The sequence below is a fragment of the Beijerinckia mobilis genome (genome assembly GCF_000745425.1).
GTDB classification, from domain to species: domain Bacteria; phylum Pseudomonadota; class Alphaproteobacteria; order Rhizobiales; family Beijerinckiaceae; genus Beijerinckia; species Beijerinckia mobilis.
Window position 1 is genome coordinate 111,340 of record NZ_JQJH01000009.1, and the last position, 23,636, is coordinate 134,975.

The window sequence follows — 23,636 nt, forward strand, 5'->3', positions numbered from 1 at the left end:
GAAAATGCTCTAATTTTCTGAGTGGAGCGTTTCTGGATATATCCGAAACGCTCTAGCCGTTCACGGACGACCATAAATCTCATCGGCTCTCTTTTCGAACGCCGATGAGAATTTATGAAAGGCCGCATCGAACATGCCGCCGACAAGCAGCCCGAGCGTCCGGCTTTTGAACTCATAGGCGATCTTGAACTGGACAAGACAGGACGAGCCATCGTCCTGATCGACGAAACTCCAGCGATTTTCGAGATGTTTGAACGGGCCGTCGATATATTCGACGAGGATGCGCGTGGCCTCGCGCTCGCTGGTGACCCGGCTCGTGAAGGTCTCCCGCAAGGCTTTGTAGCCGACGGTCATCTGGGCGATCTGAATCAATTCGCGTTCCGCCTCGATGCGCCGGCGCACGCGCAGATCGAGGCACATGGGCAGAAATTCCGGATATTTTTCAATATCCGTGACGAGATCGAACATTTTGTCGGCGCTGTGAAAGACGCGACGTTCAGTCTGGAAGGCAGGCATGGGCTCCTATAGAGCACTCTCTCGCGAGTGCCAAACCCCAAGCTGTCGCAGAATATGTTTACACAGCATTCTGATACAAGAGAGTCACCATTGACCAGATGGCCGGATAGCGTGTTAATATTGAAGCCTTTCCATCCGCGCCGCCTTCAGCCGCGCGAAATCCTCTCCCGCATGATGCGAGGAGCGTGTCAGCGGTGAGGCCGAGACGAGGAGGAAGCCCTTGGCTCCAGCCACTTCCGCATAGGCCGCGAATTCTTCCGGCGTCACGAAAGCCTCGACCGCGTGATGCTTGCGGGTCGGCTGGAGATATTGGCCGATGGTGAGGAAATCCACATCCGCCGTGCGCAGATCATCCATCAATTGCAGCACTTCATTGCGCGTCTCACCAAGGCCGACCATGATGCCGGATTTGGTGAAAATCGTCGGATCGAGCTCCTTCACCCGCTGCAAAAGCCGGATCGAATGGAAATAGCGCGCGCCGGGCCGGACGCTCAGATATTTCGATGGCACCGTTTCGAGATTGTGATTGAAGACATCGGGCCGCGCCTCGACGACAATTTCGAGGGCCCCATTCTTGCGCAGGAAATCCGGTGTCAGAACCTCGATCGTCGTGGCCGGGCTCGCCTCGCGGATCGCGCGGATCACCTTGGCGAAATGGTCGGCGCCGCCGTCCTCGAGATCATCGCGATCGACCGAGGTGATCACGACATGCGAGAGGCCGAGCTTCTGGACGGAATCGGCAATATGGGCAGGCTCATGCGGGTTCAGCGCATTCGGCAGGCCGGTCTTCACATTACAGAAGGCACAAGCGCGCGTGCATGTATCGCCCATGATCATGAAGGTAGCGTGTTTCTTTGCCCAGCATTCACCGATATTCGGGCAGCCGGCCTCCTCGCACACTGTGACGAGCTTGTGCTCCTTGACGATTTTCTGCGTCTCGACCCATTCCGGCGAGCCCGGAGCCTTGACGCGGATCCAGGCGGGTTTGCGGGCGACGGGCTGATCGGGACGATGCGCCTTTTCGGGATGCCGGAGCGCCGCCTCATGGGAGGGGGCGAGCGTTTCTGACGAAGCATCGGCGAAAGGCGGCATAGCGTTTCCCTGTCTTGCGGGGCGGCTGGCCCCTGATCATTGGGGCCGCGCCGTGGACGCGGCCCTGTTTCGATTGCTTTCTACATATGGATGACGCGGCCATAGGCATCAAGCACGCTTTCGTGCATCATCTCCGAAAGCGTGGGATGGGGGAAGACCGTATGTATCAGTTCTTCCTCGGTCGTCTCCAGATTCATGGCGATGACGAAGCCCTGGATGAGTTCGGTGACTTCCGCGCCGATCATATGCGCACCGATGAGCTTGCCAGTCTTGGCGTCGAAGATCGTCTTGATGAGGCCATCCGGCTCGCCAAGCGCAATCGCTTTGCCGTTGCCGACGAAGGGAAAGCGGCCGACCTTGATCTCGTAGCCCGCCGCCTTGGCCTTTTCCTCGGTCAGGCCAACGGAAGCCACCTGCGGCTGGCAATAGGTGCAGCCCGGGATCATGCTCTTGTCCATCGGATGCGGATGCAGCCCCTTGATGGCCTCGACGCAGATGACCCCTTCATGCTCCGCCTTATGCGCCAGCATCGGCGGTCCGGCGACGTCGCCGATCGCATAAATGCCAGCGACATTGGTGCGTCCGAAGCCATCGACCACGACAATGCCGCGCTCGGTTTTGACGCCGAGTTTTTCAAGGCCGATATTTTCGATATTGCCGGTAACACCGACCGCCGAAATCAGCTTTTCCGCCGAAAGCGTCGAGGTAGCACCCTTTGAATCCTCCAAAGTGGCGGTGAGGCCCGAAGCCGTCTTTTCGACCTTGGTGACCTTGGTGCCGGTGCGGATTTTAATGCCCTGTTTCTCGAATTGCTTACGGGCAAGGCCGGCGATCTCGGGATCTTCCACCGGCATGATCTGCGGCAAAACCTCGACGACCGTCACCTCGGCGCCCATCGTATGATAGAACGAGGCGAATTCGATGCCGATCGCGCCGGAGCCCATCACGATCAGGCTTTTCGGGAAGCTTTCCGGCACCATCGCCTCGAAATAGGTCCAGATATTTTTCCCATCCGGCTCGATGCCGGGCAGAATGCGCGGCCGCGCGCCCGTCGCGACGACGATGTGCTTGGCCTGGTAGGTCCCCTCACCCAGAATGCCCTTCGGCACCGGGTTTTGCGGCTGCATGATGGATTTCTTGGTCGCCGTAACGGAGACTTCGCCCACCTTGGTGATGGTCGCCTCGCCCCAGATCACATCGACCTTGTTCTTCTTGAGCAGAAAGCCGACGCCACCGTTGAGCTGGGCGGAGACGCCGCGCGAGCGCTTGACGACAGCGGCCGGATCGACACCGATCTTGCCCTCGACGATCAGACCGTAATCTTTCGGATGTTGCAGGTAATGGTAGATTTCCGCCGAGCGCAGCAAGGCTTTGGTGGGGATGCAGCCCCAGTTGAGGCAGATGCCGCCGAGATGTTCGCGTTCGACGACGGCGGTCTTGAATCCGAGCTGGGCGGATCTGATGGCGGTGACATAGCCGCCCGGTCCCCCGCCGATGATGAGAACGTCATAGGCTGCGGCCATGAAAACCTTCCTCCTGCTTGCTGGATGGCAAAGACTGCATGATGGCGAGCAAAACCCCGCAGTACCAAACAGTGCCGCGTCCGAATTGCTCGTTCCTATTGGCGCCTTGACTGGACGCGAAGACTGAGGGCGGGCACGCTACGCTTCCGAACGAAAGGCCCGGAGCGAAGCGCTTTACGGCTCAGACCAGCATCGCCATTGGGTTTTCGATCAGGCTCTTGAATGCGCCGATCAATTGCGCGCCGAGCACGCCGTCGACCGCCCGATGATCCGTCGAGAGCGTCACGGTCATCAGGGTTGCAACCGCCGGCGCGCCATTTTTGACGATAACGCGTTGTTCGCCAGCGCCGATCGCCAGGATCGTCGCATGCGGCGGGTTGATCACCGCCTGGAAGTTCTTGATGCCGAACATGCCGAGATTGGAGACGGCCGAGGTGCCGCCCTGATATTCCTCGGGCTTCAGCTTGCGGCCCTTGGCACGGGCGGCATAATCCTTCATCTCGTTGGAGATGGCCGACAGGCTCTTGGTATCCGCAGAACGGATGATCGGCGTGATGAGACCACCCGGAATCGAGACCGCAACGCCGACATCGGCATGTTTGTGGCGCAGCATGGCGCCTTCGGTCCAGGTCACATTGGCATCCGGCACCTGAATGAGCGCAAGCGCCAGACCCTTGATGATGAAATCATTGACCGAGACCTTGAATGCCGGCTTGCCATCCTTGTCCTTCGGCGCCGTGGCGTTCACCTGCTCGCGCAAAGCGAGCAGTGCATCGAGCTCGCAATCGACGGTCAGATAGAAATGCGGGATCGTCTGCTTGGCCTCGACAAGGCGGCGGGCGATGGTTTTCCGCATGGAATCATGCGGCACTTCCTCGTAGGAACCGGCGGGGAAGAATTTCTTGATCGTCTCGTCGGACATGCCGACGGCGAGCCCTGCGGCAGCGGCCGATACTGGCGCCGGTGCGGCAGCAGGCGCTGCGGCGGGAGCGGGTGCTGCCTTCGCCTGAGGGCCAGCGGCGATCGCCGCCTTCACATCGCGCTCGATGATGCGGCCATGTGGACCCGTGCCCTTGATGGCGGTGAGATCGAGACCGCCCTCCTTGGCGAGACGGCGGGCGAGCGGCGAAGAAAAGACTCGTGCTCCGCCTGTCGCCACCACGGGGGCCGGTGCCGGAGCGGATGCGACCGGTATGGCGGCAGGCGCGCTCGCGGGGGCAGTTGCCGCGGCAGGAGTCGGAGCCGCCGCCGGAGCTGCGGTGCCAGCGGAAGCGATGGCGCTGACGTCCTCGCCATCTTCGGCGATGATGGCGATCGGCGTATTGACCGCCACCTGCTCCGTGCCATCGGGAATGATGATCTTGGCGAGAACGCCTTCATCGACTGCTTCGACTTCCATCGTCGCCTTGTCGGTTTCGATCTCGGCGATCACATCGCCGGATTTGATCTTATCGCCTTCCTTTTTCAGCCATTTGGCGAGCTTGCCCTGCTCCATGGTCGGCGAAAGCGCGGGCATGAGAACATTGATGGACATGGGATCCCCTTTGCACCGCTGACTTACCGATAGCAGACGGCTTTGGCCGCCTGGATCACTTCGCCGACATTCGGCAAGGCGAGTTTTTCGAGATTGGCCGCATAGGGCATCGGCACATCCTTGCCGGTGACGCGAATGACCGGCGCATCGAGATAGTCGAAGGCATGGGTCATGATCTGGGCCATGATTTCGGCGGTGACACCGGATTGCGGCCAGCCCTCCTCGACGGCGACGCAGCGACCCGTCTTCTGAACCGAGGCGACGAGGGTCGCCGTATCCATCGGCCGGATGGTGCGCAAATCGATCACCTCGGCGTCGAGCCCTTCCTTGGCGAGTTCCTCGGCGGCCTTCAGCGCATAGGTCATGCCGATGCCAAAGGAGACGATGGTCACGTCCTTGCCCGGCCGCGCAACGCGCGCCTTGCCGATCGGGATCGTGAAATCATCGAGTTTCGGCACTTCGAAATGGTGGCCGTAGAGGATTTCATTCTCGAGGAAGATCACCGGGTTGGGATCACGGATAGCGCTTTTCAGAAGGCCTTTCGCATCCGCGGCCGAATAGGGCATGACCACCTTGAGACCGGGGATCTGCGAGTACCAGGCGGCATAATCCTGGCTGTGCTGGGCGGCAACGCGCGCCGCCGCGCCATTGGGTCCGCGGAAGACGATGGGACAGCCCATCTGACCACCAGACATGTAAAGGGTTTTCGCCGCCGAATTGATGATCTGGTCGATCGCCTGCATGGCGAAATTGAAGGTCATGAATTCGACGATCGGCTTCAGTCCGGCAAGCGCCGCGCCGACCGCGAGGCCAGTGAAACCATGTTCAGTGATTGGCGCGTCGACGACGCGCTTGGGGCCAAATTCCTGAAGCAGGTTCTGGGTGATCTTGTAGGCGCCCTGATATTCCGCGACTTCCTCGCCGATGATGAAGACATCCGCGTCGCGCCGCATTTCCTCCGCCATCGCCGCATTCAGCGCCTCGCGGACGGTGATCGTCTCCATCACGGTCCCGGCGGGAATTTCCGGTGCCGCCGGAGCCGCAACGGCTGCCGGCGTCGTTGCTGGAGCGGTCGGGCTAGATTCGGTGATCGTCTGGGCAGCCGGAGCCGCTTCTGCTGCAGGGGCTGCAGCTGGGGCCGGAGCCGCGGCAGCCGCCGAAACATCCTCGCCGTCGCTGGCGATTACCGCGATCGGCGTGTTGACCGCGACATGTTCGGTACCATCGGGAATGATGATCTTGGCGAGAATGCCTTCATCGACGGCCTCGACCTCCATCGTCGCCTTGTCGGTCTCGATCTCGGCCAGGACATCCCCGGATTTCACCGGATCACCTTCCTTTTTCAGCCATTTCGCAAGCTTGCCTTCCTCCATGGTCGGCGAAAGCGCGGGCATGAGGATATTCGTCGCCATTGCAGATCCCTGAAACCACGATCCTGCGCGGCGAGGAGAAGAGCCAGCTATTGGCATTCTTCTCCCGCGACGCCGTAGACATGCCCAATCATTCGATTTTCAGATGGAAAAGATCTGAAAGAACCGGACCCTTTTCGCGGCAGGGCACTCATCCGCGTGGGGGTGAAATGCAGGACGCTTCCGACCGAGAGGAGAACTTAACCCTCGATCACGACATCGGTCCACAAATCCGCGGGATCGGGCTCGGGATCCTGCGTCGCGAAATCCGCGGCTTCGGCGACGATCGCCCGCACTTCCGCGTCGATGGCTTTCAATTCATCCTCGGTGGCGATATTGCCGCCGAGAAGCCTCGCCTTGACCTGTTCGATCGGGTCATGCTCCTCGCGCATTTTCTGCACTTCTTCCTTGCTGCGGTATTTCGCAGGGTCGGACATCGAATGGCCGCGATAACGGTAGGTCTGCATTTCAAGGATCATCGGGCCGTTACCGCCACGGCACCATTCCACCGCATGTTCGGTGGCGGCGCGGACAGCACGCACATCCATGCCGTCGACCTGTTCGCCGGGAATGTTGAAGGACTGGCCACGCTTCGAAAAATCAGTCAGCGCCGAGGAGCGCACAACCGATGTACCCATGGCGTAGCGGTTGTTTTCGATGACATAAACAACCGGGAGCTTCCAAAGCTCTGCCATGTTGAAACTTTCATAAACCTGGCCCTGGTTCGCCGCGCCGTCACCGAAATAGGTGAAGGAGACATTATCGTTGCCGCGATAATGATTGGCGAAGGCGAGACCGGTCCCGAGCGGCACCTGGGCGCCAACGATGCCATGGCCGCCATAAAAATGTTTCTCGCGGGAGAACATATGCATGGAGCCACCTTTGCCTTTTGAAAGGCCGTGGCGGCGTCCTGTCAATTCGGCCATCACCGCTTTCGGGTCGAGGCCGCAGGCCAGCATATGAGCGTGATCGCGATAAGAGGTGATGGTCTGATCGCCTTCCTTGGCAGCCATCATGATACCGGTCACGACGGCTTCCTGACCGATATAAAGGTGACAGAAACCACCGATAAGGCCCATGCCATACATCTGGCCGGCCTTCTCTTCAAAACGGCGCAAGAGCAGCATGGTCCGGTAGGCGGAGCGTTCCTCCTCCGGCGTAAATTCTGGATTGTTGGAGGTCGAGCGCGGTTTACCGGTGGGTTTCACGCTTTTGGTCGGGGGGGCAGCGGCCATGACTGAGCCTCGATGAAGCGGCGGGATCGCCTGTGGAAAGGCGTGCACTGAAGAACTGGAGAAAGAATATCCCAGCCGCCTGACGAAATCGAGTCCGTCAATGGATGTTTTGCATCCGACTAAAGTATTGAACTCAGCCTAACTTTAGGCTGTGAACCACAATCAGGTTATTTTTTGAATCAACTTAATTTAGGTTATTTTTGCTCCGTCGCACGATGTCTCGGCACCCGAATACCAAACGAAATCACTGCTCTGGCACCTATCTTGGAATCCCCCAGAATCACGGCCGTCACGATCACTGCTCCTGTGGTAGGATCACCAACAGATCATTGGCGCCGATACGTCCCAGCCGGGTCCGGCTTTCTTCATCGAGCAGGTCGCGATCGACAGCGCTGTTGTGCATCAGTCCGATCCTGTGTTGCCATTGCTGCCGCTCGGTTTTCAGTTCGGCAAGCTGAGCGTCGAGAAGCGCGATCTGGCGCTCATAATCATCGTGGGCCTTGAGGCCGCGCTCACCATTGAGCGCATGCCATAGGAAATAAGAGCTCAGCGCCGCTGATGCGGCATAGAGGATGAGCGGAAAGAGGATGGCGCGCCTGCGCTTGCGAATGACCATGGGCGCAGCATGCGGCCGGCATAGTTAGAGATGGGTTAAGCAACTGAATGCATTTGATCGCGGCCCTTTGCTCCGATGAAAACTCGCATCGGAGCCCTCCCGACGCGAGGCATACCGAATGGAGACTGGCGAGCCTGTCTCGTCAGCTTCAGGCAAGGGAGATCAGCGACTATACGCAGGTCAGGTCATGACAATGGCTTGGCGAGTGCTAAAGTCACTTGCCGGCAGTCATAATCATCGCAAGCAGCTATTAACCGTTACGGGGCATGATGCGCCGTCCCTGCGGCCGGTATTCGCTTGCCAGGCTTGATCCATAGCGCCCTTGGCGCGGAGCATTGCGGCTGGTTCCGGGTTGCCCCAAAGACAGGCTCCGCCAGAGGAAACCCTCCAGAGAGAAGATTTGATGCCCTTCCGTCTTCCTTGCCTGCCCGTTCTTGTGCTTGCGCTCATTAGTCTCTCTGCGGTCATCGTTTCTGCGCAGGAGGACCAAATTGATCTGGCCGTACCACCAGCGATCCAGGCCGGGGTGGACCCAGAAACGGCACCTCTGGAGGTTCAGCAAGAGCAGGCCCCACTTTTGACTGTCTCGCGGCCGCGTACACAGCCGAAAGCCCAGCCCTCCCCGGAAGATCTGTTTTTGGCAAAAGATCCACAGCCGACATTTTCTCCGGATACTGCTGATCTGACCGCTGACGCCGCGCGCGCCTATCTTGCCATTGTCGAGGCTGGCGGCTGGCCGCAGGTGCCGGCCGACGCCAAGCTCACACCCGGAACCACCGCGCCCGCTGTCCAATTGTTGCGGCATCGGCTCGCGATTTCCGGCGATCTCGATGCAGCCGCGACCGAAAGCACGCTCTATGACGCCGATGTCGAAGCGGCCGTGAAGCATTTTCAGGAAAGGCACGGTTTCGAACAGACAGGTGCCATCGGTCCCCAGACATTGCGCGCACTCAATGTCAGCGCCATCATACGCTACAATCAGCTCGTCGCTTCCGCCGAACGCGCGCGCGCCATGAAATTCCCATTCGGCCGGCGTTATGTCGCAGTCAATATTCCGTCGGCAACGGCGGAAGCAGTCGAAAATGGCGCCGTCGTTCAGCGTTATCTTGCGGTCGTCGGGCAGATCGACAAACCTTCACCTGTTCTTGCGACAAAAATCACCGAGATCAATATCAATCCGACTTGGACGGTCCCGGCCTCGATCGTGAAAAACGAGATCATACCGCATATGCGCAAGGACCCAACCTACCTTGCGAGAAATCGCATTCATATTCTCGATCAGGCAGGGGCAGAAATCGATCCCGCCACGATCGACTGGAACGGTGAATCGGCAGTCGCCTTGACATTGCGGCAGGATTCGGGAGCCGACAATTCTCTCGGCACGCTCAGGATCGATATGCCGAACAAGGATGCCGTTTACATGCATGACACGCCATCAAAACGGGCGTTCGGATCGACATTCCGTTTCCTGTCGCATGGATGTGTGCGGATATCTCGCGTCAACACACTCGCTGCGTGGTTGCTCGAGGATAATATCGGATCGTCAGACCGCCCGGTCTGGACACCGCCCATGATCGAGGCGGCAATTACAATCGGTAAACAGGTGAATATCAAGCTCGAGAAACCGGTCCCCGTCGCCTGGGTCTATCTCACAGGCTATGCAACATCCGATCATGTCATTCATTTTCGGAATGACATCTATAATCGTGATATCGCCGAGGACGCTTCGGTGTCTGTGCCGGACAATCAGCATTTGAGCGTGTCGACCATGAACACACGCAATGAGATGCGCCTTTCCGGTTCCCGCGTGTCAGTACCGACAATGGTGGAATGACCCCTGCTCGCAAGAAGAAGTGGGCGTCCGTACAATCGATGATGGCAGAAAATCCCAGAAGATTGCACATCTATTTGCTGCTTAGCTCGTGGTGACGTTAGCAATCCGATCATAGGGCGAGAACGCATGTTCAAGAATGGCAGCCTGCGAGGAACTCTAGACAGTTTGAGATATTGATCACCGAAAGCAGATCTGTAGCGTGTTTGTCATATATTGTGGCACATAGCCTGTGACAGGGATCGCCCCTTACCCGCCAATACACGTAAATGTTCCTGGTTATCCGTCATTCATGCAATTTCTTTGCATTTCGTTTCAGGTGAAGGATGGACTAATGACCGATAAAACAATTCGGGAAGTCACGTTCCAGCTTTTGCGCGATCTCGATATAACAACCGTATTTGGCAATCCGGGATCTACAGAGGAGACATTCCTTAAGGAATTTCCAAGCGATTTCAGATATATTCAGACACTTCATGAAGCCTCCGCCGTCGGTGCAGCGGATGGCTATGCACAGATCATGCGGCGGCCTGCCCTGATCAACGTGCATACGTCGGCGGGCGTTAGCAACGCCATGAGCAATATTCTGACGGCGGCGCAGAACAAGACGCCGTTGATTCTGACGGCCGGGAATCAGACGCGTGAAATGCTGCTTATGGAGCCCTGGCTTACCAACGTGGAGCCGGCGCTTCTGCCCAGGCCCTGGGTGAAATGGGCTTATGAGCCGGTTCGGGCGGAAGATGTGCCGGCGGCCTTCATGCGCGCCTATGCCATTGCAATCCAGCCTCCGGCAGGCCCTGTTTTTCTCTCGATCCCGCTTGACGATTGGGACAAGCCGGCCCTTGGACCGGCTGTTGCACGCTCGCTCGCCTCCCGCATCGGCCCTGATCCGGTCCGCATCGCGGAATTCGCTGATGTGCTCTCCAATGCGCGGAAACCAGCGCTTGTGTTCGGTTCTTCGATTGCCCGCTCCGGTGGCTGGCACCAAGCCATCGCATTGGCGGAAAAACTTCAGGCCGATGTGTGGGCGGCACCGGCTACGGAGCGACCTTCATTCCCTGAAACGCATCCGCTCTATGTCGGCAGCCTTCCTTTCGCCAAGGGACCGCTCTCCGCGAAGCTTGAAGGATATGACGTCGCCATTGTGATTGGAGCGCCGGTCTTCCGCTATTATCCTTATGTGCCGGGTGATTACCTGCCGCGTGGTCTTCGTCTGCTGCATGTCACTGACGATCCGTCTGAATCGGGCCGCGCGCCGGTCGGGGACAGCCTGCTGTCAGATGCCGTTTACGCTATCGAGGCATTGACGCATCTCGTAGCCCCTCGATCCAGAGCATCGTCTACACCTGTGAAGCAAGAGCATCCTATCGACTCCAACTCCAGTGCCAGTCCCGCTAAGCCAGATGAGAAGGTAACGGTACAGCGGCTGTTCCACACGCTACGTGCGGCGACACCTGCAAACACTATTCTTGTCGAGGAATCTCCCTCCAACCTCGGTGCGTTACAAGCCGCATGGCCGGTGGATCAGGAAGATTCGTTTTTCACTTTTGCGAGTGGCAGCCTCGGCTGGAATCTCCCGGCAGCGGTCGGCATCGCTTTGGCAGAACGGGATCTCGGGCGTAATCGCCCGGTGCTCGCTGTTATTGGCGACGGATCCTTTCAATATTCGATTCAGGGTCTCTGGACGGCCGCGCAACACAAGCTACCCATCCTTTACGTCGTACCGCGGAACGGAGAATACGCGATCCTGAAATCCTTTGCCGAGATGGAGAAGACGCCCGGTGTGCCGGGACTCGATATTCCCGGTCTTGATATCGTTTCGCTGGCCAAGGGCTACGGCTGCGCCGCGTCGCGCGCGGAAACTCTCGACGAGGTGCGGCAAGTCTGTGCTGAAGCCTTCGACCGCTCCGGACCTACTGTGCTCGAAGTGCCAATCGTCGCGACCATTCCGCCGCTTTTGTAGGGCTGGATGGATAGCGCCCTCGTTCCAGAGGAATAATGGCCCAGGAGTTATCACGCCAACCCCGCCTGCATCTCTCAGACTTTAGGAATCTGCGGTCCAGCGCTCAATTTCATCCAGGACCGAGTTTATGACTTGGCGTTATGACTTGGCGGATAGGCGTGTGTAGCTGAAGAGAGCGGCGGCCATGTTCCCATGGCCGCCGGATGTCATCGATCAGACCAATAACCTTCAACCGAGAGCTTTCAAGGCAGCGCGGCCGGCATAGAGCGCCTGGCTGCCGAGTTCTTCCTCGATACGGATCAACTGGTTATATTTCGCCAACCGGTCTGAGCGGGCGAGCGAGCCGGTCTTGATCTGTCCGCAATTGGTCGCGACGGCGAGATCCGCGATGGTCGAATCCTCGGTTTCGCCGGAACGGTGCGACATCACGGCCGTATAGCCCGCGCGCTGTGCCATATCGACGGCAGCGAGGGTTTCGGTCAGCGATCCGATCTGGTTCACCTTGACGAGGATCGAATTGGCGACCCCCTTGGCAATGCCCTGCGACAAGCGCCCGACGTTGGTGACGAAAAGATCATCGCCGACGAGCTGGGTTTTCTTGCCGATCAGATCGGTCACGATCTTCCAGCCTTCCCAATCATCTTCCGACATGCCGTCCTCGATCGTGACGATCGGGAAGCTTTCGACCAGCTTAGCGAGATAGGCCGCCTGCTCCTCGGGGGTGCGAGTCTTGCCCTCGCCCTCGCCCTCATAAATATATTTGCCGTCCTTGAAGAATTCCGTCGAGGCGCAGTCGAGGCCGAGATAAATATCCTCACCCGGCTTGAAACCGGCTTCGCTGATCGCCTTCACAACAAATTCGAGCGCCGATTCTGCCGTGGGAAGATTCGGCGCGAAACCGCCTTCATCGCCGACATTGGTATTATGTCCGGCCTTTTTCAGCGCGCTCTTTAGGCCGTGGAAAACCTCGGCACCCCAGCGCACGGCTTCCTTGAGGCTCGGCGCACCGACCGGCAGGATCATGAATTCCTGAAAATCAATCGGATTATCGGCATGGGCGCCGCCGTTGATGATGTTCATCATCGGAACCGGCAGGACACGAGCCTGGACACCGCCAACATAGCGGTAAAGCGGCAGGCTAGAGGCCTCGGCGGCTGCCTTGGCCACGGCAAGCGAGACGCCGAGAATGGCGTTGGCGCCAAGACGGCTCTTATTCGGCGTGCCGTCGAGTTCCAGCATGACCTGATCGATATGAACCTGATCCTCGGCATCAAGACCGCTGAGCGCATCGAAAATGTCACGATCGACATTTTCGACGGCCTTCAGCACGCCTTTGCCATTGTACCGGCTCTTGTCGCCATCGCGCAATTCGACGGCCTCATGCGCGCCCGTGGAGGCTCCGGAGGGAACGGCTGCGCGGCCAAGAGAACCGTCCTCGAGGGTGACGTCAACCTCGATGGTCGGATTGCCGCGGCTGTCCAAGATTTCACGAGCAGCGATGTCGACGATAGCGGTCATTGAAACTCCTTGTACCTATGAACGAATGTTGACCAGCCACCGCGATTGGCATCGGGCGGCATATAATTTCAAGGGATAGCCCCGAGTGGATAGTTCTAAGCGGAATAGTTACAAGCGGAGCATCCGAAGTGGAAAGTCCAAAGTCATGCTTGAGCAGATGACGCTAAAAGGTCAAGTCTCCCCGCTTCCTAATAAGTGTGGCGTGGCTGATCCTTTGTGGCCCTACCGCGAGAATGTGGCTTAACGATATTTCTTCAAGCCTGCATGACGGCCGGATCAAGGTCCTGATCGTGATCCCCATCGTGGCAAGGAAGGTGGATCACGGCTCTACCATCCTTCGAGGCAGCTGATCGCCGAAATCCGAAACCTCTCGCTTCGCGTCCCCAGAGATCCCTTCTTGATCATGGCGGCTGGATCGTTACGGCACCGTCCACGGCCAGTTCACACAGGATTACCTTAACTTTTAACGATTAGAACGGCTTGTGTTCTGGAAGCCGTTGGATATGTGCCGCTTTCTGCTCCCGCTCGCCGTATTCCTGAAGTGTGGGCCCCATCGCTTGACCCTCGAAAATGCTGTCGTGCCGAGCATTGGGAGACCATTCCTGTCCGGTTCGCGCAAGCTACTTGCGGCGAAACTCGCGTGTCTCGTCGAGATCACTGTCATTATGCCGACTCTTGCCGCGACGCTGCCGCCGCAAGGCCCACGTCCGGCACCGAAACCAGATTCTGTTTCCGCAACGACCAAACCGCCGCAAACCGCCGCTCTTGAGCGTCCCTATCAAGCACTCATTGCCATGGAAGCGCGAAAGAACGGCCTGCCCCCCGAAATTGCCGATGCCGTCGTCGCCATCGAAAGCCATTATGATCCGAGTATCATCGGCGGCGTTGGCGAAATCGGTTTGATGCAGGTACGGCCGGAGACGGCGGCCATGCTCGGTTTTCGCGGCACGACATTCGAGCTGGCGCGGCCGGAGGTGAATATTCGCTACGGCACGCTCTATCTCGGGCGTGCCTGGCGACTCGCCAATGGCGATCTCTGCCGTGCCTTGATGAAATATCGCGCCGGCCATGGCGAAGAGGTGATGACTGCGCTTTCGCAGACTTATTGTCTGAGAGCCAAGGCCCATCTTGCAGCACGCGGCTCACCTTATGGATCCGGCACCGTTCCCGCCCTGATTTCCTCCGAAACATCGGCCCACGCAAAAATTGCAATGACTCGCTGGCGTCCGGGCAGCATTCGCACGCCGGCTGACAGCCGCTCCTTCTGGGCGGCTCACAATGCGCGCGTGCGCGCGATCAGTGCCCGAATCGAGGCGCGCTGGAAGCGCCTTGCGGCACGCTGAGGAGAAAGAGTCATGCTCATTTCTTCAAGGCCTTTGGCGTGCGGTCTCCAGACCGTGCATTGCGAGCGACCACACGGCTTCGAAGGCTTTATCGATAGCGGGCTGTTCCCAATCCGCCGCATGCGCCGGATGATGAAAACGGATCGTGGCATCGAGCAAGGCGGAAGCAGTATTATGAGGGTCGGCGCATTGAAATGCGCCTTGGCGGACACCGTCATCGAGGATTCTCGCGAGGTGGGCCCGCATCCGATCGTTGTGGCCCTGAAAGGCCAATCCGTCTTCCGCCGCGAGCGCGGTGTAAGTCGCGAAGAGATCGGCATCTTCCCGCGCCTTGCGCCGCAAGACCATCAGCAGAATGTCGAACCAGCGACGCAACCGTTCCGATGCGGGCCCGGGCTCGGCAGCGATGACGGCGAGCGGTCCCGAAAGACGCGAGAGCCAGCGCTCAAGCACAGCCTCAAGCAGAGCATTCTTGTGCGGGAAATGCCGGTAGACGCTGCCATGGCTGATCCTCAGCGAGCGGGCAACATCAATGACTGTCGCTTTGAGCGGGCCGAAGCGGCGCAGTACCTCCTCCGCCGCGTCGAGAATACGCTCGGAGGTCAAGGGGCCGTCATTCAGGAGAGATTTGCGAGGCGCCATGGAGGGGTCCGTAGAGGAAAAGGCCACCAAGTTTACACGGCCGCGATGGGCTTAACCGAGAGGACAGGCAGCATGGGAATGCCGTGCCGAGTCCGAGCTGAAGCCGATTGGTCTCCTTAGCGTATCACGAGTGGTCGGAAAGACGCAGAACAATCTCCAGTCATCGTAGTACCGATATCCAATGTTCGATATCAGAAATCATAATTGCAATATCAAATGACAAAATAAGAAAAATGATATTGCAATACTGATATTTGATGAATGATATCATGATAATAAATTAAAATTTCTCGTATGTGATTGATTTCCTGATATTAAAATCGGAATGTCGAACCGTGCCGCTTGCTGAACTGAAGGAATTTGCGCAGAAACCGGCTTTAGAACCGACTCGGATCTCTGCCCGGCCGGCTGATTGGCATAGCGCCCTTTGGGAGGCTTCCTTGTGGTCCATTTAAACCAAAGGACGACCAGCCAAGCTCATTGCCTTTGGCTTCCGCAATCACTAGGCAGCGGTATTCCGCTGAACCCTACGGATCACGACGGCTGGTGATCCATGAATCTTTGTATGGGATGATCGATCTTGGCTTCAGAGGCTCCCCTTCTCGGACGCGCCGTCGCATTGCCTGCTTCGCCCGAGGAGGCGCGGCTGGAGCGCGTGCCGAATCCGCATCCAGGCACGGCTTACGTCGCCCGTTTCACGGCACCGGAGTTTACCTCGCTGTGTCCCGTGACCGGCCAGCCGGATTTCGCCCATCTCGTGATCGATTATGTGCCGGGCGATTGGCTCGTCGAATCCAAATCGCTGAAGCTCTATCTGGGCGCCTTCCGTAACCATGGCGCTTTTCATGAGGATTGCACGATTCGTATCGGCAAGGATCTCGTAGCCCTGCTCTCCCCGCTCTGGTTCCGGATTGGCGGTTATTGGTATCCGCGCGGGGGCATTCCCATCGACGTTTTCTGGCAGACGGGTGACCTCCCCCAAGGCACCTGGGTGCCCGATCAGGGAGTCGCGCCCTATCGCGGGCGGGGATGAGGCTGAGATAGAGAAGAAAAGCCAGAGAAAAAGGCGGCTATCGGTCTGAAATTAGCGCCGTGAAGACGCGTGGGACCCCGCGATCACGTTCGCAGCCCAGCTCGGCGCTGAACCCTTCGCCAAGGCTATTGGGGATTCCCTAATAGCCCCGGCGGTTCTCGCCAAGGCCAAGACTCACACGAGGCGGCTCTGTTCCATGGCTGCGGCGATGAAGCTCGAAAAGAGCGGATGTGGCGCAAAGGGCCGCGATTTCAGCTCGGGGTGATATTGGACGCCAATGAACCACGGGTGATCGACGAGTTCGATGACTTCAGGCAGCAGCCCATCCGGCGACATTCCCGAGAAGATCAGGCCCTTTTCCGCCAATTGTTCGCGATAGGCCGTATTGACCTCGTAGCGGTGACGGTGCCGTTCGGAAATCAGCGTCGATTCATAAATGGCCGCGATCTTGGAGCCTTCCTGAAGCTGGGCCGGATAGGCGCCAAGCCGCATCGTGCCGCCGAGATCGCCCTCCGCCGCACGCATCTGCAATTCATTATGCCGCATCCATTCAGTCATCAGGCCGACGACCGGTTCCTTGGTCGATCCGAATTCCGTCGAATTGGCTCCCGGAATATGGGCGAGCGAGCGGACCGCCTCGATCACCGCCATCTGCATCCCGAAACAAATGCCGAAATACGGCACTTTACGCTCGCGGGCAAAACGCGCCGCCAGCATCTTGCCTTCGGCTCCACGCTGGCCGAAGCCGCCCGGCACGAGAATGCCGTGCACATGTTCGAGATGGGGAGCAGGATCGGTGCTCTCGAAAATCTCCGATTCGATCCAGTCGAGATTGACCCGCACGCGATTGGCGATACCGCCATGCGCCAAAGCTTCGATCAGCGATTTATAAGCGTCTTTCAGGCCGGTATATTTACCGACGATAGCGATCGTCACTTCGCCTTCGGGATTGTTGATCCGCTCCATGACCGCCTGCCAGCGGCTCATGTCCGGCTTTGGCGCCGGTTCGATGCCAAAGGCCGCCAGCACTTCAAGATCGAGCCCCGCCGCGTGATAGGCGCGCGGAACGTCGTAGATCGAGTCCACGTCGCGCGCCTCGATCACTGCATTCTCGCGGACATTACAGAAAAGCCCAAGCTTGCGCCGTTCCTCGAAGGGAATAGGCCGATCGGTGCGGCACAAAAGAATATGCGGCTGGATGCCGATCGACCGCAATTCCTTGACGGAATGCTGTGTCGGCTTGGTCTTGAGTTCACCGGCGCTCGGGATGAACGGCAGCAGTGTCAGATGAATGTAGATCGCATGGCCACGTGGCAGATCATTGCCGAGCTGACGGATTGCCTCGAAGAATGGCAGACCCTCGATATCGCCGACCGTTCCGCCGATCTCGACGAGAACGAAATCGATGCCCTCATTGCCCTCGAGAATGAATTCCTTGATGGCATTGGTGACATGCGGAACGACCTGCACGGTAGCGCCGAGATAATCGCCGCGCCGCTCCTTGGCGATGATATCGCGATAGATACGGCCTGTCGTGATGTTATCGTCCCGGACCGCCGGACGGCCGGTGAAGCGCTCGTAATGGCCGAGGTCGAGGTCGGTCTCCGCACCATCATCGGTGACAAAGACTTCGCCGTGCTGATAGGGACTCATCGTCCCGGGATCGACATTAAGGTAAGGATCGAGCTTGCGAAGGCGGACCGTATAGCCGCGTGCCTGCAAGAGGGCGCCGAGCGCCGCCGAGGCGAGACCTTTGCCAAGGGACGAAACCACGCCGCCGGTTATGAAAATGTACCGCGCCATGGTTCGACAGCCTTATCCTTTTTCGCGCGAAAAATGGAGTCTTTTCGCAAGCCGTCACACGCCTTTTTTCAAGCCGCGTTTCAATCTTGCGCAAGATCACCATTTCCAGAACGTCTTGAGAACTTCACCCGTTGCCGCAGGACCATGAGTCTTCATGCCCCGGCGGGAGCAGACGGATGCGGTGAAATGCCACTTTACGGAAAATGCCTGATCCCGGGATGGGAAGGTGCTTTCGGTCAGGGTTCCGATGTGGGTGCCGGAGGAGTGATCGGAGCCGGAGCCACCGGCGCGGGCGCTTGTACCCCGCGCTGCTGCTCCATCTGCCGCAATTGATCGAGAAGATTACCCTGCCCGGTTTCCTTCTGGCTTTGCGGTGCGCTTTGTGTAGCAGCCGGAACCGCACCATCGAAAATCGACTTGGGAGCGCGATGCAGATTGGCCAGAATGGTGAGCGCGAGGCTCGTCGCAAAGAACAGGCCGCCGAGAATCGATGTTGCGCGGGTGAGCACATTGGCCTGACCGCGGCCGGTCATGAACCCACCACCGCCGCCGACGCCAAGCGCGCCGCCCTCGGATCGCTGCAGGAGAACCGTAATGACCAAAGCGATCACGACGATCAAATGGATGACGATCAATACTGACTGCATCGATCAAGCGGCTCCACGCGCATTATCCTGATTGGCAAAAACCAATCAGGTGGCTTTGGTGAACGGTTAAAGGGATCTCGCCCTGGTTCGGTAATCAGGCTATCAGCGCAAGAATTTGCGGGGGCTCGGACCAACGACGTGTCTTTGCGAGAATGGCGACGTCATATACCTCTCCCGCGCTTCTGACTAGGGGAGGTTCACAAAAAAGCGCGCTGCCCGGCACAGCTTTCAAGAGCAGTCTCCTGGGAATGCCCGTGCGTGGCGCCGCGCTATTTTTTCGGGTGTAGCAGATGGGAAACAGTAGAAGCGCCGACACCTTATGCTTGGCAGGCACCGTTTGTCCGGCGCGGCTCAACCGGTGGGACAGGCATTCGCGATCGCAAGAAAATCAGCGGCGATCAGACTCGCCCCGCCGACCAATGCGCCATCGACATTGGCGATGGCGAGCAGCTTGCCGGCATTGCCGGGCTTGACCGATCCGCCATAGAGCAGGCGCACGCCCGCGGCCTTGTCTGGCCATCGTTCAGAAAGGTGCGTGCGGATGAACCCGTGCATTTCAGCGACATCCTCTGCGGTCGGCGTCAGGCCAGTGCCGATGGCCCAGACCGGCTCATAGGCGATGACGAGGGAATCGATCTGAGCATCCTGCGGGATCGATCCCTGCAATTGCTGACCGACGACTGCCAGCGCCTGGCCTTGCTTGCGCTGATCCTCCGTTTCTCCCACGCAGAGAATGGGAATGAGCCCGCCCGCCTGCGCCGCTTTCACCTTGTCATGGATCAGTGCGTTCGATTCCCCATGGAAAAGGCGGCGTTCGGAATGGCCGAGAATGACATAGGCTGCACCGGCATCCTTGAGCATGGGCGGCGCAATATCGCCGGTAAAAGCGCCTTTTGATTCCGTGTGACAGTCCTGGCCGCCAAGCCCGACACCGGACCCTTCGCAGAGCACCGCGGCGGCGGCCAGCAAGGTGAAGGGCGGGCAGACGACGACTTCAATCGGGCCAGCGGCCTTGACTGCATCGCGGATCGTTGCAATCTCCTCGAGATCCTTGCGCAAGCCGTTCATTTTCCAATTGCCAGCAACGAGCGGGCGGTGGGTTGTCGTCATGATCGGCCTTTCCTCAAAGTTTCTATGTGTTTGGTACCACGGCAACCGCCGGGTGCAACTGGCCCGTTGCGGGACCTGCCGGCTCTTTCTATAGTGCCGCCGCGCGGTGGAGAACCGGGGACTGGCGCGGGACCGGATGGTCCGGATCCGCTCCATCCAGGAAATCCGCTCATGCAATCCGGCAATAACTCCATGGATTGACGCTGCACGCCAGAACCTCTCCTCGATTGCGGCGGCGTTTTCCTTCCGGAATTCCCATTTCCGTAATGCCTGTGACATCCGATAGGCTGGGCTTGTGCCGTCCTGCCTGCAACAGCGAGACCTTTTAAATGTTGGAAGCGATGCGTGTCGCCACGCGCGGTTGGATCGGCCGTTCTCTCATGACTCTGGTGATGGGCCTCATCATCCTGAGCTTCATGATCTGGGGCATCGGCGATATATTCCGCAATCTCGGCGCCAATACGCTGGCGAAGGTCGGGGATGAGGAAATTTCCACACAAGCCTATCGGGAAGCCTATCTCACCATTCTCCAGCGCCTGCAGAGGCAGGCGCGGCGCACCATCACCAATGATGAGGCGCGCATGTTGGGGCTCGACCGGCAGGTCCTGGCCCGTCTCATCGGTGAAGCGGCGCTGAATCAGGAGGCGGTCCGCCTCGGGCTCGCGGTTTCCGATCAGGAAGTGGCGCGTGTCATCGCCAGCGACGAGATGTTCAAGGGGGCGAACGGAGGCTTCGACCGCCAGCGTTTCGAGCAGCTTCTGCGCGACAACGGCATGACCGAAAAAACCTTCGTGCATGAACAGCATGACCTTTTGTTGCGCCACATGCTCACCGATGCCGTCGTCTCGGGATTGACCGTGCCGAAAATCCTGCTGGAAGCAATCCACATGTTCCAGACCGAGGCGCGCGACGTCGATACGTTCTTTCTCCCAGTCGCCGCCGTCGGAGAAATTCCTGCGCCGACGGATGATGAAATCGGCAAATATTTCGCGGACCGGGCGCAGGCTTATGCCACGCCGGAACACCGTAAGCTGCTCATTCTGGCACTGGATCCTGCAAGCCTCGCAGGCTTGCAGACGATCGCCCCCGAGGACGTCCGCGCACTCTATGAGGCGCAGAAGGAAACGCGCTTCACCGTGCCCGAAACACGGCAGGTTCAGCAGATTTCTTTCCCCGATACTGCCAGCGCTGCGGAGGCGCGAAAGAAACTCGATGCAGGGGCGACATTCGAATCGCTTCTCGCCGACCAGAAGCTGACAGACAAGGATGCCGATCTCGGCATGCTGGCCAGGAAGGATATGGTTGATCAAAAAGTCGCCGATGCCGCTTTTGCTCTTCCGGACGGAGGGATCAGCCAGCCGATCGAAGGGGCTTTCGGGACCAAAATCGTTCGCGTCACCAAAATCGTCCCCGCTTCGGTTCAGCCCTTCGAGACAGTCGAGGCTGATTTGAAGAAGCAACTCGCCACTGATAAGGCCCGCAAGGAAATTGCCAGTCTGCACGACAAGATCGAGGATCTGCATTCCTCGGGCAAGACCTTGGCCGAGGTGGCGGAGGCGACAGGTCTCAAGACGCGTCTGATCGAATCCATCACGGCAACGGGTCAGGACGCGAAAGGCGCGCCCGTCGAGGATCTGCCCGACGCCCCTACCCTGCTGAAGGCCGCCTTCGCCTCGGATGTCGGCGTGGACAATGACACTTTGAGCCTGCCGCAGGGCGGCTACCTGTGGTTCGAGGTTCAGGGTGTCGATAAGGCCAGGCGCCGGACCCTCGAAGAAGCACGGCCGGAAGTGGAATCAGCGTGGCGGAAAGATGAGACGAGTCGCAAGCTCGCCCTTCTCGCTGCCCAGCTCGTCGAGCAGATCAGCGACGGCAAAAGTCTCGCCGATGTGGCGCGCGAGCACGGGGATCTGGAAATCCGCGAGATCAAGGACGTGACCCGCGCCGATGCTCAGGAAACCGCTGCCGCTGCGGGCAAAGGTCTTGCGCCGAATGTTGTCGCACAGATTTTCAATGTGGGCGTGCATGGCGTTGGTTCTGCCGCCGATGGCGACGGCCGTATCGTGTTCCAGGTGAGCGACGCCAAAGTGCCTCCTTTCGATCCGAAGGCGCCGGATCTCGTCGCGATCAGTCGTGAGACCGATCGGGGTCTCCAGGAAGACGTGCTGGCACAATATGTCGCCAGTCTGCAGAAAGACCTCGGCACCAAGGTCAATATGCAGGCCTTGGGCACCGCCACCAATTCATTCTAGTTGCACCGCTGATGTTTGATCCTCCTTTTGAGGCGGCGCGCGCCGCCTATGACGCCGAACGCCCGATTCTGATCTCGACGAGATGCGTCGGCGATCTGGAAACACCCGTTTCAGCATTTCTGAAACTCGCGCAAGGCCGAGCCGGTGGCATATTCCTTCTCGAATCGGTCGAAGGGGGTGCCACCCGCGGGCGCTATTCGATGATCGGGCTCGATCCCGACATCATCTGGCGCGCCTTTGCCGATAGAGCGGAGATCAATCGCGACGCGCTTCGGGACCGGATGGCTTTCGTGCCCTGCCCCGAGCCACCGCTCGACGCCTTGCGCGCCCTGATCGCCGAATCGGCCATTCCCAAAACCGCCGATCTGCCGCCCATGGCGGCGGGCGTGTTCGGCTATCTCGGCTATGACATGGTGCGTCAGATGGAAGAGCTCGATCCGGCAAAACCGGATCCCATCGGCGTGCCGGACGCCATTCTGATTCGCCCGACAATCATGGTCGTTTTCGATTCCGTGCGGGATGAAATCAGCATCGTTACGCCACTCAGGCCACGCGTGGGGATTTCAGCACAGATCGCCTATGAACAGGCGAGCGACCGTATCGAAAGCGTGCTCGCGCGGCTCGAGAACCCGCTGGTTCATCCGACCGAAGCCGACCCCTTGTTGGCTACGCAGCCCCCGGTTTCAAACACGCTTCCGGACCAATATGCGGCCATGGTCGAGCGCGCCAAAGATTACATACGCGCGGGCGATATTTTCCAGGTCGTGCTTTCGCAAAGATTTTCGGCGCCTTTCGTCCTGCCTGCCTTCTCGCTTTATCGCGCCCTGCGGCGGGTCAATCCCGCGCCGTTTCTCTGCTACCTCGATTTCGGCGCCTTCCAGGTCGTCTGTTCCAGCCCGGAAATTCTCGTGCGTCTGCGCGATGGCAAGGTCACGATCCGCCCCATCGCCGGGACGCGTCCGCGTGGCGCGACGCAGGAAGCCGACGAGGCTCTCGCGGCGGAATTGCTCGCTGATGAAAAGGAACGTGCAGAACATCTGATGCTGCTCGACCTCGGCCGTAACGATGTCGGGCGTGTCGCGGAGATCGGTTCGGTGAATGTCACCGAATGTTATGCCATCGAGCGCTATAGCCATGTCATGCACATTGTCTCCAATGTGGAGGGCCGTTTCGCGGCCGGGCACGATGCCATCGACGCACTTTGCGCCGGCTTCCCCGCCGGGACGGTCTCCGGCGCGCCGAAAGTGCGTGCCATGGAAATCATCGACGAGCTCGAAGTCGACAAACGCGGCATCTACGGCGGCTGCATCGGCTATTTCGGCGCCTCGGGCGAAATGGATACATGCATCGTTCTGCGCACATCCATCGTCAAGGATGGCATGATGCATGTGCAGTCGGGGGCCGGCATTGTCTATGATTCCGATCCGGTGTCCGAACAGCGTGAATGCGTCAACAAGGCGGCTGCTTTGTTCAAGGCGGCTGAGGAAGCGGTCCGTTTCGCAACGCGTCCCCGCCGGGGCCAGTGAACGGGCGCGCCACGCGGGAAGCAAGGCGCGGGATCAGCTGGAG

The 23,636-nt window shown here is 59.0% G+C and carries 18 protein-coding genes; 6 read left to right on the forward strand and 12 right to left on the reverse strand.

The features are described 5' to 3' along the window. Window positions 1-60: 60 nt before the first annotated feature. The 7 genes from DL88_RS09110 to DL88_RS09140 form a co-directional block, all read right to left on the reverse strand. Window positions 61-516 carry a type II toxin-antitoxin system RatA family toxin gene (locus DL88_RS09110; protein ID WP_034994957.1) on the reverse strand — a complete coding sequence of 152 codons (456 nt, stop codon included), beginning with the start codon at window positions 514-516 and terminating at the stop codon, window positions 61-63. A gap of 114 nt (window positions 517-630) precedes the next feature. Next, a complete protein-coding gene (gene lipA, locus DL88_RS09115) occupies window positions 631-1,608 on the reverse strand; it encodes a lipoyl synthase (RefSeq protein WP_034994960.1) in 978 nt (325 codons plus the stop codon). 80 nt (window positions 1,609-1,688) lie between these two features. After that, complete coding sequence (lpdA, locus tag DL88_RS09120; protein ID WP_034994963.1) at window positions 1,689-3,131, reverse strand: dihydrolipoyl dehydrogenase; 1,443 nt, start codon at window positions 3,129-3,131, stop codon at window positions 1,689-1,691. Between the two features lie 181 nt (window positions 3,132-3,312). After that, the gene (locus DL88_RS09125) at window positions 3,313-4,665 is read right to left on the reverse strand and encodes a pyruvate dehydrogenase complex dihydrolipoamide acetyltransferase (RefSeq protein ID WP_034994967.1); all 1,353 of its coding nucleotides are present in this window, start codon (window positions 4,663-4,665) and stop codon (window positions 3,313-3,315) included. Between the two features lie 23 nt (window positions 4,666-4,688). Further along, the gene (locus tag DL88_RS09130; RefSeq protein WP_034994970.1) at window positions 4,689-6,077 is read right to left on the reverse strand and encodes a pyruvate dehydrogenase complex E1 component subunit beta; all 1,389 of its coding nucleotides are present in this window, start codon (window positions 6,075-6,077) and stop codon (window positions 4,689-4,691) included. A gap of 197 nt (window positions 6,078-6,274) precedes the next feature. Continuing rightward, the gene (gene pdhA, locus DL88_RS09135) at window positions 6,275-7,309 is read right to left on the reverse strand and encodes a pyruvate dehydrogenase (acetyl-transferring) E1 component subunit alpha (RefSeq protein WP_034994973.1); all 1,035 of its coding nucleotides are present in this window, start codon (window positions 7,307-7,309) and stop codon (window positions 6,275-6,277) included. Window positions 7,310-7,604: 295 nt separating this feature from the next. Next, entirely contained in the window at window positions 7,605-7,925 is a 321-nt protein-coding gene (locus DL88_RS09140) for an FtsB family cell division protein (RefSeq protein WP_034994975.1), read from the reverse strand. A gap of 403 nt (window positions 7,926-8,328) precedes the next feature. On the opposite strand from DL88_RS09140, the gene DL88_RS09145 reads away from it, so the two are divergent. Continuing rightward, the gene (locus DL88_RS09145; protein WP_051955784.1) at window positions 8,329-9,759 is read left to right on the forward strand and encodes a L,D-transpeptidase family protein; all 1,431 of its coding nucleotides are present in this window, start codon (window positions 8,329-8,331) and stop codon (window positions 9,757-9,759) included. Between the two features lie 331 nt (window positions 9,760-10,090). Continuing rightward, a complete protein-coding gene (gene mdlC / locus DL88_RS09150; protein WP_034994978.1) occupies window positions 10,091-11,719 on the forward strand; it encodes a benzoylformate decarboxylase in 1,629 nt (542 codons plus the stop codon). Window positions 11,720-11,947: 228 nt separating this feature from the next. Here mdlC and eno read toward each other — a convergent pair whose 3' ends face one another. Continuing rightward, window positions 11,948-13,237, reverse strand: a complete 1,290-nt coding sequence (eno, locus tag DL88_RS09155; protein WP_034994979.1) for a phosphopyruvate hydratase — start codon at window positions 13,235-13,237, stop codon at window positions 11,948-11,950. A 557-nt stretch (window positions 13,238-13,794) separates the two neighbouring features. On the opposite strand from eno, the gene DL88_RS09160 reads away from it, so the two are divergent. Next, window positions 13,795-14,580, forward strand: coding sequence for a lytic transglycosylase domain-containing protein (locus tag DL88_RS09160; protein WP_245270733.1), 786 nt, complete (start codon window positions 13,795-13,797; stop codon window positions 14,578-14,580). A gap of 24 nt (window positions 14,581-14,604) precedes the next feature. Here DL88_RS09160 and DL88_RS09165 read toward each other — a convergent pair whose 3' ends face one another. After that, a complete protein-coding gene (locus DL88_RS09165) occupies window positions 14,605-15,222 on the reverse strand; it encodes a TetR/AcrR family transcriptional regulator (protein WP_034994981.1) in 618 nt (205 codons plus the stop codon). A 577-nt stretch (window positions 15,223-15,799) separates the two neighbouring features. Here DL88_RS09165 and queF point away from each other — a divergent pair. Beyond that, window positions 15,800-16,255: a preQ(1) synthase gene (gene queF, locus DL88_RS09170; protein ID WP_034994983.1), complete on the forward strand. Its 456-nt coding sequence runs from the start codon at window positions 15,800-15,802 to the stop codon at window positions 16,253-16,255. Window positions 16,256-16,429: 174 nt separating this feature from the next. Here queF and pyrG read toward each other — a convergent pair whose 3' ends face one another. The 3 genes from pyrG to tpiA all read right to left on the reverse strand — a co-directional run bounded on the left by pyrG (window position 16,430) and on the right by tpiA (window position 19,815). Further along, entirely contained in the window at window positions 16,430-18,058 is a 1,629-nt protein-coding gene (pyrG, locus tag DL88_RS09175; protein WP_034994984.1) for a CTP synthase, read from the reverse strand. Window positions 18,059-18,294: 236 nt separating this feature from the next. Then, a complete protein-coding gene (gene secG, locus DL88_RS09180; RefSeq protein ID WP_034994986.1) occupies window positions 18,295-18,705 on the reverse strand; it encodes a preprotein translocase subunit SecG in 411 nt (136 codons plus the stop codon). Between the two features lie 351 nt (window positions 18,706-19,056). Further along, the gene (gene tpiA / locus DL88_RS09185; protein ID WP_034994989.1) at window positions 19,057-19,815 is read right to left on the reverse strand and encodes a triose-phosphate isomerase; all 759 of its coding nucleotides are present in this window, start codon (window positions 19,813-19,815) and stop codon (window positions 19,057-19,059) included. 329 nt (window positions 19,816-20,144) lie between these two features. On the opposite strand from tpiA, the gene DL88_RS09190 reads away from it, so the two are divergent. Continuing rightward, window positions 20,145-22,067, forward strand: a complete 1,923-nt coding sequence (locus tag DL88_RS09190; RefSeq protein WP_034994992.1) for a peptidylprolyl isomerase — start codon at window positions 20,145-20,147, stop codon at window positions 22,065-22,067. 11 nt (window positions 22,068-22,078) lie between these two features. Then, window positions 22,079-23,593 (forward strand): anthranilate synthase component I, encoded by a 1,515-nt coding sequence (gene trpE, locus DL88_RS09195; protein WP_084705077.1) that lies wholly within the window; start codon window positions 22,079-22,081, stop codon window positions 23,591-23,593. Window positions 23,594-23,636: the final 43 nt, after the last annotated feature.